A 14,533-nucleotide genomic window follows, 5' to 3' on the forward strand; every position below is an offset into this window, starting at 1 on the left:
TCTTTAGTTTTGAACCTTCATAGCCTCTTTACGTACTTGTGCTTCATTCACTTGTTCATCAGCATGATAAGACGACCTGACAAGAGGGCCCGCTTCACAATGACTGAACCCTTTGCTAAGTGCTATTTCTTTCAACTCTGCAAATTCATCTGGATGATAGTACTTCTGTACTTTTAAATGTTTCTTAGTAGGCTGTAAATACTGACCAATCGTCATAATATCAACATCCACTGCACGAAGGTCATCCATCGTGTCGATTATTTCTTCCTTCGTTTCACCAAGTCCAATCATTAAGCTTGATTTTGTTGGGATATCTTCATGGATTTCCTTTGCACGTTTTAAGAATTCTAACGTTCGCTCATACGTTGCTCGAGCACGAACTCTTGGCGTTAGCCTACGTACTGTTTCTATATTATGATTCATAATATTCGGCCGTGCATCCATTAAAGTCCTTAAGCTATCGAGGTTTCCAAGCATATCTGACGGCAATACTTCAATCGTACAAAATGGATTACGCTTTCGAATTGCACGTACTGTATCTGCAAAGACAGCAGCTCCACCGTCTTTTAAATCATCACGTGCAACCGCCGTAATAACGACGTGCTTTAATCCCATCTGTTCAACTGATTCTGCAACTCGCTCAGGCTCCTGTAAATCTAACTCTGTAGGTAAACCTGTTTTCACTGCGCAAAAACGACAAGCACGAGTACAAATATCTCCTAAGATCATAAATGTCGCCGTTTTACGAACTGCCCAGCATTCATGAATATTTGGACAACGCGCTTCTTCACAAACGGTATGTAATTTCTTTTCGCGCATCATTTTCTTCAAGCCTGTATAGGATTCATTCGTATTTAATTTTATTTTAAGCCATTCCGGCTTTCGAAGATGCTCTTCCTTCTTTGCCATTTCTATTCACTCCATCCAAGCTTGCATATTTCTCATATCTTATACTTTACCATGATTTTTCGTAAATGACCAAACGATGCGAATTAATTACCAATGATTCACTATGATGATTTTTCATTATTTTAACACACTAATGACTAGTAGAGTGGCAAGAAAGGAGCATTGTATGACTATTGCAAAATATATTCTCATTATAACGTGCTTTATTCTCGTTTCATCCCCTCTAGCTGGTCTTGCCAAAGAGACAAACGATTTGTCCACTGAGGACATGTATGAAAATCGAATGGCTTTATATGTTAAAACCGAGGCCATTACAAATGTTCCTTGGTACTACTTAGCAGCTGTTGATACATTTGAGCGAGGCTTGAGAAGGTCACAAAAAGATCGTCCTAATGAAGATGGGTTTATAGCCATTTATTTTTCAGAGGAAGAATGGTCGGGAGCTACGAACCCCAATCGTCAAGATACGAATCCTACTTCTATTCAGTTCTTTGATGGTGTCGGGCTTGATGGTAATGGAGATGGGAAAGCGGATCGAGAAGATGATGAGGACGTACTCTATACATTTGCGCATTATTTAGAAGGATACGGTGTCACTGAAACTGATTTCAAAATCGCATTATGGGAGCGATACAATCGTGTGCAATCCGTTAATATTCCTTTTGGTCATGCAAAAGTGTACCAACAATTCAATTCTTTAGACCTTGATGATCATTCCTTTCCAATGCCCCATCATCACAATTATAGTTATAATAATACATGGGGAGATCGTAGAGGATGGGGAGGAAGGCGAATACACGAAGGAACAGACATTTTTGCCAATTACAACGTACCGATTTTAGCGACCGCTTACGGTATCGTCGAGATAAAAGGTTGGAATAAGTTCGGTGGTTGGAGAATTGGAATTCGCGACTTAAATAATGTGTATCATTACTATGCGCATTTAAGCGGTTTTGAAAAAGGGATTGCAAAAGGCAAGGTCGTTGCTCCAGGTGATGTCATCGGTTATTGCGGAAGCTCAGGTTACGGAAAACCAGGTACCCAAGGAAAATTCCCTCCACACCTTCACTATGGTATGTATCGAGACAACGGTCACACCGAATGGTCGTTTGACCCTTATCCATCATTGAAAAGCTGGGAGAGGGAATCTCGACGTAATCGGTAAGAAGGCACGAGGAGGAAAAGGTAAAAATAGAAGAGCACTGAAAAAGTTTAGTTTTTTAACTTTTTCAGTGCTCTCCAAAATAAACCTTTAACCCTCTCTTACTAATTAGAAATATCAGATGGAATGACAAGTCCACCACCACTTGAATATACATCTGGAACTTCTCCCGGAATTGTCACTAAACCAATAGGAATCGTCGTACTAACAGCCTCTGTGTTTGTCGCAAATGGAATAACAATTTTCACATCGACTTCTATATGAAAATTCACTTGAATGGTCGTATTATTAATTCCTGTATTAATGACTTGAGCATCCAAATCTGTTTGTACATCTCCAATAGCTGAGAACCGCACAGGAATTTGCGGCCCTAATTGAGCCAATAACACATTTTTAGTTGCTTGACCTAACGGAATACGGTAAACAATTCCACCCTCTCCATCTATTTCATCATTATAACTAGGTAAGAAAACCTCACCTCTCTCAATCGCTTTTAAGTGGTTTTGCACAAGCTGCTGCGATTCTTGTACAACTTGGTTATAAATTTGCGTATTAAATTGAATGGATCGAATCGTTCCATCCTCTCCATACTCCTGAATAAATAAGTCCTCTTGATTTAATTCTTCTGTAATTCGTGAATTAACAGCATCACTAATGGCTTTAGTTGCAATGACCTTTGTTTCCGTAGTCGCTATATGAATGAGCGTTGGTCGAATCCCCTGATCTACAATCCAAAGGCCTTGAACGGTTAATATAATAAAAATAACAAAAGACAAAAGAAGGACATACCGAAACGGCAGTGGGCCTTTACGTGTCCTTGGTCGTATTGTTCTTGGTGCTCTCACGCTCAAAAACCCCCTTTGCGTAATCTATATGCAAAAAGGGGGCCTAGCTTGATAAAAAAATAAGGTACAAAGCCAATTAACGAAAAGAATACTTAATTGCGAATGCGCTCATATAATCGAAATTCATGTGAATATTTATTTTTTTCATCAACCTTACCTTTTTCAGTAGATTTCAAGTGCCACTCTTGCGGATTGATATTTGGGAAATATGTATCTGCTTTAAATACATCATCAATAAAGGTGACATATAGTCGATCAACAACATCCCAGAAAAGGTTAAAGATTTCTGTTCCTCCAATAATAAACACTTCATTTTCTTGAGATGTCAGCCGTTGAAGCTCCTCTTTCGTATGAACCACTTCACAACCTTCAGCTACAAATGAATCATTACGAGTAATGATGATGTTTCGACGTTTAGGTAATGGACGACCAATGGATTCATATGTTTTTCTCCCCATTACAATTGTATGTCCTGTCGTCACACGTTTAAAGAAGGCTAGATCATTAGGAAGATGCCACGGTAAATCATTTTGATAGCCTATTGCTCGATTTTGATCCATCGCAAAAATAAAGGAAATCATACCGAAACAGCTCCTTTAATATGCGGATGTGGATCATATCCAACTAATTTGAAGTCATCAAACTCAAAATCAAAAATGGATTCTCTGTCTGGATTAATCTCCATTCTAGGTAATGTTCGCGTATCACGTGTTAATTGCAATTTAACTTGATCTATATGATTTAAGTAAATATGTGCATCGCCAAATGTATGTACAAATTCACCAGGTTTCAATCCAGTAACTTGAGCCATCATCATCGTCAAAAGAGCATATGAGGCAATATTAAAAGGTACACCTAAGAAAATATCTGCACTTCGCTGATATAACTGACATGATAGCTTCCCATCATTAACATAAAATTGAAACAAACAATGACAAGGCGCTAACGCCATTTCATCGATCTCAGCCACATTCCAAGCATTAACAATGATCCGTCTTGAATCAGGGTTATTTTTAATTTGGTCAATGGCCTCACTAATTTGATCTACAGTCTTACCATTTGCCCCTTGCCATGATCGCCATTGCTTCCCATAGACTGGACCTAGGTTTCCTTTTTCATCCGCCCATTCATTCCAAATTCGAACACCATTCTCCTGTAAATACTCAATATTCGTATCGCCCTTTAAAAACCATAATAATTCGTGAATGATGGAACGCAAGTGTAGCTTTTTAGTCGTTAACAACGGAAAACCCTTTTCCAAGTCAAACCTCATTTGGTATCCAAATGTACTGATCGTTCCAGTTCCAGTTCGATCTGATTTTTCATTTCCTATTTCCAGTACATGCTTACATAAATTTAAATATTGCTCCATCGATTGATCCCCTCACTAAACAGTGTTTGCTAATATTGATTCAATCTTCACAATCGTCACATCTAATCGTTTCGCTAAATCCAGATCATAACAACCTTGAAGATCACATCCATTTTCTCTTATAATACGCACGACCGGGTGCGTCGTTAAATTTTGATTTTGCTTAACGACAATACCTTCTCTGCCATCACTCAGCGTAACAGAAAGCCCTTCTGGATACAATGCAACCACACTCCTAAAAGCTTCAACCAAACTTCGGTCAAACTGAGTACCAGCTCCTGCATACAATAATTCCAATGCCTCATTTGGTAGCATTGCTTGACGATAGACTCGTTGTGATGTAATGGCATCAAATACATCTGCAATAGCAATCAGCTTTGCATACTCGTGTATTTCATTACGTTGAATTCCTCGTGGATATCCAGATCCATCTAGACGTTCGTGATGTTGAAACGCACAATGAGCAGCAAGCAAAGGTACATCATGTTGCTTACGCAAATACTCAAAGCCTTCATTCGTATGAGCTTTAATCATACTAAATTCTTCATCCGTTAATTTACCAGGCTTATTCAATATTTCTATCGGGATCATCATTTTCCCCACATCATGTAGGATCGCTCCAAGTCCAATCTCTTTAAGCTGCTTCTCATTATAGTCTAATTCAAGAGCAAGCCTCAACGTATAAACCGTTACATTTAAGGAATGAGTAAAAACATAGTTATCATATGTGATGACATCAGATAAAATCGATAATGCTTGTTTATGGCTGTTTAAATCATTTAATATTTCATCAATAACTTTGCTAAAATGTTTATTCATTTGCGGACTACTGAACGCTTTGTTTAATGTCGATTTTTCTGAAACAACACGAAATTCTTTTTTTATTGTTTTGATTGCTTTTTGTTTTGTCTCTCGTTGTATCGTCTCTTCAATTTCAATATCAGCCGTTCGATCATCCTTTATATATATAAACGAAATACCGAGTTCATGTAAACGACCAATCATTCGACTAGACAAAGAAATGCCCTCTTGAAGGAGAACTTGTCCATTATCATTATGTATCGTTTTAGCTAAAATATCCCCTTCTGTTACTGCCTGAGTAGAAACTAGTCTCATGATGTACTACCCCTTTTATATTTTACCATTATTCATTCTTTAGTTTACATCATTTCTAGTCTACTCGTCCTTAGTTTTAGGAAAGTATTTGACGAAAAAAAAAGAAAAGCGCAAGGAAATAACGATAAAATTCCATCCCCTTACACTTTTCGACGTTTATTTCATTTTCAATAGGGCTTCTCTCCCTATTTCACCAGTAGTAATTCCAAGCTGTTCCGCTTCTAATGTCACAGATTCAAGTGGAGCTTCCAATAATTGTTCAATTGTTCGAACCCCGACAGCACGCCCTGCCACAATTTTTCGATCCTTTAATTTATCATTTAATAAAGCAACATCTAATGCACCACACATAATATATCCGACATCATTCGTCACAGCCATGAAATTAGTTTTAGGAAGCTTTAGCGTCACGGCAATAAACGTCTGATCATTAATTTGAATGGGTGTCATCTCTAGCATAAGACCCACATCCTTTCATTCATATCACGTTCTATAGTACGGTATGAATGATCATCTACTTATGTGAGCATTACTAAGACCCAATTTCCTTCAAAGCTACTTCAAATACATCTCTTAAGACTTCTGGCATGAAATAAACCTTCTCCTTCGCTTCTGAGATCGCTGGGAACAAATGGCCAAAGGTGTACATATCCAAAGTTGCAATGGAATAAATGTCATGAGCATTTAACGGTTCTCCATGAACTTCAATTGAATGAACCTCACCTAACTCGCAGTCATACGATAAGCCTGTAAAGATGGTTTTACCTAATATTTCTCCCCGAAAACCAAAGCCCTTTAACGCTAATTCTTGTATTTCATTTGATTCCCCACGTATGATCACTTCTTTAAGTGCCTTTCCTGACAGTTGAACAACACAAGGATTAATGGGGTGGGGACAAGCACTTAAAATGTCTGCCTTAGAAATATTACCACTTCTTAAAGAATGTAAAATAACTCCCGCATTAATCATCCCTATCGTCTGTCCACACCATTTGGCTAATGCCTCACATAGTCTCGTTACGATTTCTGTTTCCTCAAACCAATTGACTTCATAACTGTTCGGCAAAGTCGTGACAACTTGTACTAATTGTTGCTGTGCCTGTTCTGCTAAATTCTCTAGACAAGCATCAGACTTATCATCTGTTGTTAACAGATTCTGACCAGGGTGAAGGCACGCGCGTTTGCTAACAATCGTATGCTGATCAAAATCAAGGACAAGGTCCACCTCGCCTAGATAGGCACCATGCTTTCCTGCTTGTGCAATTAATGTTTCATTGATGACTTCTCCTTCTTCTAGTACATGATGTGTATGCCCACCTATAATCACATCAAGTCCTTCAATGCTTTTAGCAAGCTCACGATCAGATCGTAATCCTAAATGAGATAAAAGTACAATTACATCTGCTTCCTCTTGTAAAATAGGCAACCATTTTAATATAGCTTCAATTGGGGGGAGAACCTTCCAACCTAACTGTCCATAAAAAAGTTCAAATGGTGCAGTTACGCCAATAAAACCAACCTTCACACCATTCTCTAATGTACAAATATCATAAGGTTTACACCAATTAGGATTTCGGTTAGATTGGTCAACTAGATTGGCTAATAACACTTGAAAATGAGACTGGTTATACATCTCATTTAACTGTTCATATGAAAATGTGATCCCTTCATTATTTCCAATAGTTGCATAATCGACTCCAGATTCGTTTAATAATGCCACATTTCCCTTTCCTAGCGTAGCCTCAGTAATTGGGTGACTTCGATCTGCATGGTCACCTATATCCACATACAATGTATTAGAATCGCGATTTGCTTTTATATGAGCAACTATGCCTGACCAATAATTAAATCCACTATGTATATCATTCGTATGAAAAAGACGTACTTGTTTTTCTTTCATCTTACCCTCTCCAATTTACCTATTACTCACCAAAGAGATCAAGCTGTTTTGGTGCTAGCCCTTCGTACTCAATATGTAGCATATCTATAAATTGCGCCGCATTATCTGCTGCATCTCCACCAGAGTTATTATTAAATACAACATACACATCCTTCGAGTTGAGTTGCTTCGTAAAATGAGCCCACTCTTCTAATTCTTCTGTTCGATAGCGATACAAATAACGCACGTCGCGCCACTTCCCATTTCCAGGATCATTCCATCCGTGAACATTACGACCATGCATCCGAATTAACGTCTTTTCATTATGTGTACTTGCAACAACAGTTGGGATGGAGCCAATTCCAGCTTGTGGTTCGTCACAAATACTATGTATCCACTTCTCTTGACGCATAAATGCTAATGTCTTATCTTTCATCTCCTCGGTAAACCATGTTTGATTACGAAATTCTAAAGCAGCTGGCAAATCGCGAAGCTCTTGCTTCATATACCGTAAGTATTGAACATGCTCCTTTTTACAATCAAACCAAGGTGGGAATTGACAAAGCACCATCGCTAGCTTACCAGCTTTCTGTAATGGTTCAATCGATAAGCGAAACGCCTCAAACATTTCTTCTTTTGTTTCATAAGGGTCGCATCCCTTCTGGTGTCCTGTCATCCCTTGATAAGCCTTGACGATGAATTGAAAACGCTCAGGAGTTTCGGCCACCCACTTATCCATATTTCGTTTCGGTTGAATCGCATAAAAAGCTGAATCCAACTCAACAATAGGAAAATGCCCTGCATACGTTTGCAACTTTGCCCCTGTTTCACCTTTATACAATGAATAGTGGTCTCCCCAACCAGCAAGGCCAATATAAATCATTGTCATGCTCCTCCTGTATTAACATAAAAATTGAATACTCCTATCATACCATTCCTATTCAAAACAAACGAGTCATATCCTTGCTTTAAGTCAGTGTATCATTTATTTAAAACAGGACTTTATCTTTCTTTAATACAGCTTTCAATAAGATTGTCTCAACAGTAGCTTCTACCGTTAAACTTACGCTTCAAATCACACCAATGAAACCAATTTTTTCCTCTTGAATTCCTTTCTCTTCCTCTCTAGAAACTTCAAGACTATAGCCATAAGCTGATAAACCTGAAACATTTTTTGCTCATGCAACATAATATTCATTTCAGATGTGTCACTAAAAACTGAAACATTAGAGTTAAATAATATTTTGTAATACACCTTTTACCACCGTAAAAATATTTGTTGTATTGACTGTACATTTCTCTTATGCTAAAATTTGATCGAACAATCAATAAAATGATTAAACAGTCAATATATATATCATTCCTTTAATAATTTGGAGGAAACAATGGAAAATAGAAACTCTGAAACGCTCACACAAGTAAAAAATGAGTCTGGATTTGTTACATACAAGACACATTTCCTACCAGTACTCGGATTACTATTATTTGCACCATTTACTGCAGAGTACATTATAGGGTACCTTGATGTAACAGGGGATTTTGGGTTAATGTTCCTATATTTAATATTTTTTGGACCATTGTACGGTGGTGCAGCATTAATTATACGGGAATTTACGCGTCGTGCTGGTCTTGGCTTACTAACAATGACTATTCTTGCTTTTGCATTTGGCTTATTTCAAGCAGGTATGATCGATCATGGGTTATTCAATCCGGCATTCCAGAACATCGATTATTGGCAAGAATTACGTGATCCGACTTATATTTCCTTTCTAGGTATTAGTGCATACCAAGCAGTTGATTTTATAAGTGGACACGTCATTTGGAGTATTATGATTCCCATCGTGATCATGGAGATATTCTTTCCAAATCGTAAAAAGTATCCGTGGTTAAGTAATGTAAATTTGACTATTATCATCATTCTATACTTACTTGCTTCTCTGTTCATTTTTCAAGATCAGATGACAATGGACCAATTTCTTCCATCAGTAACGCAATTCTTTGTTACTGGAATCATTGTTATTGCTTTGATAATTACTTCGTTTACTGTTGGAAAACACAACCTGACACGTATTGAAAAAACAGCTCCCCATCCTTTTTTTGTTGGAACTGTGACGCTCTTCCTGCTAAGTATGCACACTATTATTGAATTATTAGCAGTTTTACTAGGGGCTTCCTCGGATTTTATGATGGAGTGGCCAGGTGTCATATTAAGAATGATGTCATTATCATTGCTTGGTTATTTGATTTTAGTTTGGTCAAAGCAAAAAGGATGGAATTCCATGCACCATCTTGCTTTAGCAGGTGGAGCGATTTTGACGAGAACTTGGATTGCTTTTCTTATCCAGCCTCTCGGAAATGTACCGTCATCTGATAAACTAATTGGAAACACAACTTTCTTATTAGGTGCAATTGTGCTAATCCTTTATGGCATATATGTCATACACAAAAAAGGACATGATTAGCGAAGTGCTAACCAATATTCCCGGTAGAATAAAGTAAAAATTGGCGTAATCGGGACTGAATTGGTTAATCTACTATGAAATTAATCAACGAATCAATAAATTGCTTTCATCTATTTTGAATTGGAGGAGAAGAATCATGAATAATGGAACAGTCTTGGGTTTATCAAATGGTGAAAAAGCTATACTTATTATTGTGCCACCAATTCTTGGAGCATTACTGGGTTGGTTTATACCTGCTATTGCCGGATGGGCAATCAAGATACCTTTTATTCCTTTTGGAGGAGTACTTGAATGGATTGCTACATTGGAAAGCCAATGGGTTTCGGTTATAGGAGTCTTTTTAGGTGTGATTGCTGGAATATTCTTTGTATTTTATGCCTTTAGTGAAACTCTGAAAATAACTATCACAGATGAAGAAGTGAAACTGAATTACAAAGAGAGTGTAAATACTATTCATAAAACAGACACTTCTGCTATTTACATGGAGGGAAAAGATCTTGTCTTCTTAGGCACCGAAGGCAATGAATTGTTCCGAGGACAGCCTGAATCGAAGAAAAAGCTAGTATCAGAGGCTTTTAAACAACATAGGTATCCATGGAAAGATAAAGATCCTTTCGAGAATCAATATCAGCGTTGGGTAGCTGACCACCCGGACTTTCCTGCACATGTCAATGCCCTGCTGTCAGCAAGGGAACGAACTTTAAAGAATGAAGAGAAAGTAGAAGCTAAGAACCTTCGAAAAGATTTAGCTGATAATGGAATTGTTATTCGTGATGAAGGTAAACGCCAGTATGTAAGAGAAACAGTTAGAGGTGAGGTTAATGACGGAAGTTCAAAAAAAGGGAGGTAAACAGTCATTTATCGCTGAAGCAAGACGTGAACAAATTATAAATGCGGCGATCAAAACACTAGATGATATTGGTTACCTAAAAGCCAGTCTTGCACAAATCGCAAAAAAGGCCGGGATTAGCACAGCACTGATTTCTTATCACTTTGTAGATAAAAGCGATTTGATGAATCATTTGCTAACAAATTTGCTAGAAAGTTCAACAACCTACATTTTGGAGAGAGTACATAGGGAAAGTACGAATCATGAGAAGATAAAGACCTTTATTATGGCAAGTCTAGCTTATCAAGGTACGCACCCTGCACGTAATACAGCTCTGGTAGAAATTATCTTTAATGCTAGAACACCCAATAATATCCCGTATTATAAGTTAGGTAACGATGAAGATGAAGACCCGGTCATGAATGAACTTCGATTAATCTTGCATAATGGACAAACAAAAGGGGAATTTGGGAAGTTTAACATAGATGTCATGGCCAATATGATTCAAGGAGCAATTGGGGAGTATATGTTTAATGCTGATATTACAAAAAAAGTAGATCTAGAAACTTACGGAAGGGAACTTGTAAACATTGTTAATCAAGCATTGAAAGTATACTAACACGGTGTCTTTACGTGTTCAGTTTAATGCCAGGTATGATTAGCATTACTATTGTTAACTCAGGTTACAATTTTCAATAGCCCAAAGGCTGTTTGGACAGCTCTTTGAGAGCTGTAGAGTCAAAATCGCAAATTTAAAATGAAATTCAAAGAAGTTGAAATTACTTTTGGAAAAAGAAAAAACATCGCTCAATCAACCCCTTAATTAGGGGGTAATTGGTAAAATAAGTCTAAAAGGAAATCTATAGTGCTGATTATTCCAGACTGACTAAGGCAATGGAAGAGGGTTACTTAAACCTTTTTCCACATTCCGATTACCCTTAGATAATTTTAGAAATATAATAATCGTCATTAACAAGAGCAATGCGGCCACTACTCCAAGCCACCCTTTTAAGCTATCCTGAGTAAAAAGAACAGTCGATAATGGAAATAATCCATGGCTTGTGAGCAGAAGATAAAACATAAAATTACCACCCCAATGAAGACCTATACTCATCCATAATGAACCTGATTTCCACATGACGATAAAAAAAACCGCTCCCATTAACGCATACCTAATCCAATAAGGGAGCGGTAAGCCCCAGTTTGGCAAATGATACGCAACAAACAATACTATTGAAAATAGCAATATGAACTTGATTGTGAATAGACCTTGTAAGCTCCGATATATAAATCCTCTCATTAATAATTCTTCAGCAAAAGCAGTATAACTAGTTGTAACAAGGGCAAAAACGATCACGACCAACATCTCATTAACAGAGATTACTCCCTGAATTCGATTACCCATGAATAGATAAATCACTACAAATAAAACTAAATTGAAGGATAAACCTACTATAAATCCTAAAGCAAGATTCCTACCCCACCTCTTGTGAAATCGCAGTCCTAACTGATTTAGTCCACCATAACCTACTAAGCGAACTAAATAATGGGTAAGTGGAAAGAAGAGAATGGCAACAATTACAAACAAAACTTCATTCAATACAAATGGAACATAGCTTAACACAACTAGAAAAAGGAACACGCAAATTCTATAAAGATTGTTCATCATCATTCGCCTCATCTCATATCTATTTGATTGCTTTTTGTTTTTAACATAATATGAGGCAATAACCATATCTAAGGTAGAGCCATGCCTATAGAATTAAACATAACAGCATCATGATGACTACACAACCTAAACATTCAACCTTTACAAAACCTATATTTTTCTTTAGACATCTTCAAATTAAAACGGGACTTGCTCTTCAATATCAGCTTTCAATAAGGCTGTCTCGACAATAGCTTCTACCGCTAAACCATACGCTTCAAACCACGAACCAATGATACCTAGTTTTCTCCCTTGAATTTCTTTCTCTTCGTCTCTAGAAACTTCAAGACTATAGCCAAAAGCCGATAAACCTGAACCAATTGTTTGTAACCATATAGCTACTACCGCTTGACGCTCAAGCAAAATAGCTTCTTGATCCTCTTCCTCTTTCAACTCTTGGAGTTCTTCCGTTGTGCCCATTGCTTCAATAAAGGTTCCGACAAATTGCACCCAAACCCCCGTAAGAACTTTTGATTCAGCAGAGCTTAGTGCAAGTTTCTCACCATTATTAACCTTATTTAATTTTGTTTGAAGTTCATTTATACTTTCCTTTGTCACATCTCCATTATGATCGAGAATGGGCTCTCTAAACCTATATCTTTTTGAACGTTTTTTTGAAAGCATAGACTTCGCTCCGTATCTCATATTGATACGATTAGCATATGCTGTAGCATTTGATAAGGTTTTCCCTTTCATCTTTTATAACACTATTTGAAAAAAGTTGTCATTACATTCTCCATTATAGCTCTGTATTTTATCAAAAAAAATGCTTGATAAGGGATTATCCTTAATCAAGCATTTCTTTAATAGTGACGAACCGATCACAAGTTATCCAATAGAACCTTCCATCTCAAATGAAATCAGGCGATTCATCTCAACCGCATATTCCATCGGAAGTTCTTTCGTAAATGGCTCAATGAAGCCCATTACAATCATCTCAACTGCTTCTTGCTCAGGAATACCACGGCTCATTAAATAGAATAATTGATCCTCTGATACTTTTGAAACCGTCGCTTCATGCTCAAGTGTGATGTTGTTATTTAAAATTTCATTATATGGAATGGTATCTGAAGTTGATTCATTATCCATAATAAGCGTGTCACACTCGATCTTCGCCTTCGAACCTTCTGACTTACGACCAAAGTGACAAATTCCACGGTATGTTACTTTACCACCATGCTTGGAAATCGACTTCGATACAATCGTCGATGAACAATTCGGTGCTAAATGATGGACCTTCGCGCCAGCATCTTGATGTTGGCCTTTACCAGCAATCGCAATCGAAAGGATCGTACCTTTTGCTCCCTCACCGCGCATAATAACAGCTGGATATTTCATCGTTAGCTTCGAACCGATATTACCGTCAACCCATTCCATTGTTGCACCTGCATCAGCAACCGCGCGCTTCGTTACAAGATTGTAAATATTTGGTGCCCAGTTTTGAATCGTTGTATAGCGGCAATACGCATCCTTCTTAACGATAATCTCGACAACCGCACTATGAAGGGAGTTTGTTGAATAAACAGGAGCTGTACACCCTTCTACATAGTGAACGGAGCTGTCTTCATCAGCAATGATTAACGTACGCTCAAATTGCCCCATGTTTTCTGAGTTAATTCGGAAGTAAGCTTGTAATGGTGTATCTGTTTTCACACCTTTTGGTACGTAAATGAACGATCCACCTGACCAAACTGCAGAGTTTAAAGCCGCAAACTTATTATCAGAAGGAGGAATTGTTTTTCCAAAGTGCTCTCTGAAAATGTCCTCATGCTCTTTAAGGGCCGTATCCGTATCTGTGAAAAGAATACCTTGCTCTGTAAGATCTTCCTTCATATTATGGTAAACAACCTCTGATTCGTATTGAGCTGAAACCCCAGCTAAATACTTTTGCTCCGCTTCTGGAATCCCAAGTTTGTCAAAAGTATTCTTAATTTCCTCTGGTACTTCATCCCATGATTTCTCAGACTTCTCTGAAGGCTTAACATAGTACGTAATATCATCAAAATTTAGCTCACCTAAGTCGCCGCCCCATTGTGGCATTGGCATACTGTAGAACGTTTCTAACGATTTCAAACGGAAATCTAACATCCATTGTGGTTCGTCTTTCATTCGGGAAATTTCTTCAACAATTTCTTTTGTCAAACCACGTTTTGAACGAAAAATCGATACGTCACGATCCGAAAATCCATATTTATATTCCCCGATTTCTGGCATTTTTTTCGCCATGTTGAACCCTCCTTATTTTATAATC

The 14,533-nt window shown here is 37.6% G+C and carries 15 protein-coding genes; 4 read left to right on the forward strand and 11 right to left on the reverse strand.

Annotated features, from left to right (window positions below; all coding sequences use genetic code 11):
* Positions 1-3 precede the first annotated feature (3 nt).
* Positions 4-909 (reverse strand): lipoyl synthase, encoded by a 906-nt coding sequence (gene lipA, locus MW695_RS15435; RefSeq protein ID WP_247106227.1) that lies wholly within the window; start codon positions 907-909, stop codon positions 4-6.
* Between the two features lie 166 nt (positions 910-1,075).
* Between lipA and MW695_RS15440 the strand changes: the two genes are divergently transcribed.
* On the forward strand, positions 1,076-2,074 hold the full coding sequence (locus MW695_RS15440; RefSeq protein ID WP_247106228.1) for a M23 family metallopeptidase: 999 nt from the start codon (positions 1,076-1,078) through the stop codon (positions 2,072-2,074).
* A gap of 101 nt (positions 2,075-2,175) precedes the next feature.
* Here MW695_RS15440 and yunB read toward each other — a convergent pair whose 3' ends face one another.
* The 7 genes from yunB to MW695_RS15475 form a co-directional block, all read right to left on the reverse strand.
* A complete protein-coding gene (yunB, locus tag MW695_RS15445) occupies positions 2,176-2,916 on the reverse strand; it encodes a sporulation protein YunB (protein ID WP_247106229.1) in 741 nt (246 codons plus the stop codon).
* A 92-nt stretch (positions 2,917-3,008) separates the two neighbouring features.
* Positions 3,009-3,497, reverse strand: a complete 489-nt coding sequence (locus MW695_RS15450; protein ID WP_247106230.1) for a dihydrofolate reductase — start codon at positions 3,495-3,497, stop codon at positions 3,009-3,011.
* Complete coding sequence (locus MW695_RS15455) at positions 3,494-4,288, reverse strand: thymidylate synthase (protein ID WP_247106231.1); 795 nt, start codon at positions 4,286-4,288, stop codon at positions 3,494-3,496. Before MW695_RS15455 ends, MW695_RS15450 begins: the two co-directional genes overlap by 4 nt.
* 15 nt (positions 4,289-4,303) lie before the next feature.
* Positions 4,304-5,404, reverse strand: coding sequence for an HD-GYP domain-containing protein (locus MW695_RS15460; RefSeq protein WP_247106232.1), 1,101 nt, complete (start codon positions 5,402-5,404; stop codon positions 4,304-4,306).
* A 156-nt stretch (positions 5,405-5,560) separates the two neighbouring features.
* Positions 5,561-5,863 (reverse strand): YunC family protein, encoded by a 303-nt coding sequence (locus tag MW695_RS15465; protein WP_247106233.1) that lies wholly within the window; start codon positions 5,861-5,863, stop codon positions 5,561-5,563.
* Between the two features lie 73 nt (positions 5,864-5,936).
* Entirely contained in the window at positions 5,937-7,304 is a 1,368-nt protein-coding gene (locus MW695_RS15470) for a bifunctional metallophosphatase/5'-nucleotidase (RefSeq protein WP_247106234.1), read from the reverse strand.
* 22 nt (positions 7,305-7,326) lie between these two features.
* Positions 7,327-8,166: a DUF72 domain-containing protein gene (locus MW695_RS15475; protein WP_247106235.1), complete on the reverse strand. Its 840-nt coding sequence runs from the start codon at positions 8,164-8,166 to the stop codon at positions 7,327-7,329.
* Positions 8,167-8,668: 502 nt separating this feature from the next.
* On the opposite strand from MW695_RS15475, the gene MW695_RS15480 reads away from it, so the two are divergent.
* The 3 genes from MW695_RS15480 to MW695_RS15490 all read left to right on the forward strand — a co-directional run bounded on the left by MW695_RS15480 (position 8,669) and on the right by MW695_RS15490 (position 11,193).
* Entirely contained in the window at positions 8,669-9,745 is a 1,077-nt protein-coding gene (locus tag MW695_RS15480) for a hypothetical protein (protein ID WP_247106236.1), read from the forward strand.
* Positions 9,746-9,881: 136 nt separating this feature from the next.
* Positions 9,882-10,595: an AtpZ/AtpI family protein gene (locus MW695_RS15485; protein ID WP_247106237.1), complete on the forward strand. Its 714-nt coding sequence runs from the start codon at positions 9,882-9,884 to the stop codon at positions 10,593-10,595.
* The gene (locus MW695_RS15490) at positions 10,567-11,193 is read left to right on the forward strand and encodes a TetR/AcrR family transcriptional regulator (protein WP_247106238.1); all 627 of its coding nucleotides are present in this window, start codon (positions 10,567-10,569) and stop codon (positions 11,191-11,193) included. Before MW695_RS15485 ends, MW695_RS15490 begins: the two co-directional genes overlap by 29 nt.
* Positions 11,194-11,460: 267 nt before the next feature.
* On the opposite strand, the gene MW695_RS15495 is transcribed toward MW695_RS15490, so the two are convergent.
* From MW695_RS15495 to sufB, 3 genes are all read right to left on the reverse strand, one after another.
* Positions 11,461-12,240 (reverse strand): CPBP family intramembrane glutamic endopeptidase, encoded by a 780-nt coding sequence (locus tag MW695_RS15495; RefSeq protein ID WP_247106239.1) that lies wholly within the window; start codon positions 12,238-12,240, stop codon positions 11,461-11,463.
* 180 nt (positions 12,241-12,420) lie between these two features.
* Positions 12,421-12,978 (reverse strand): hypothetical protein, encoded by a 558-nt coding sequence (locus MW695_RS15500; RefSeq protein WP_247106240.1) that lies wholly within the window; start codon positions 12,976-12,978, stop codon positions 12,421-12,423.
* A gap of 132 nt (positions 12,979-13,110) precedes the next feature.
* Positions 13,111-14,508 (reverse strand): Fe-S cluster assembly protein SufB, encoded by a 1,398-nt coding sequence (gene sufB / locus MW695_RS15505; RefSeq protein WP_247106241.1) that lies wholly within the window; start codon positions 14,506-14,508, stop codon positions 13,111-13,113.
* Positions 14,509-14,533: the final 25 nt, after the last annotated feature.

This window comes from Halalkalibacter sp. APA_J-10(15) (genome assembly GCF_023017105.1).
In the GTDB taxonomy this organism is placed as follows: Bacteria; Bacillota; Bacilli; order Bacillales; family Bacillaceae_D; genus Halalkalibacter.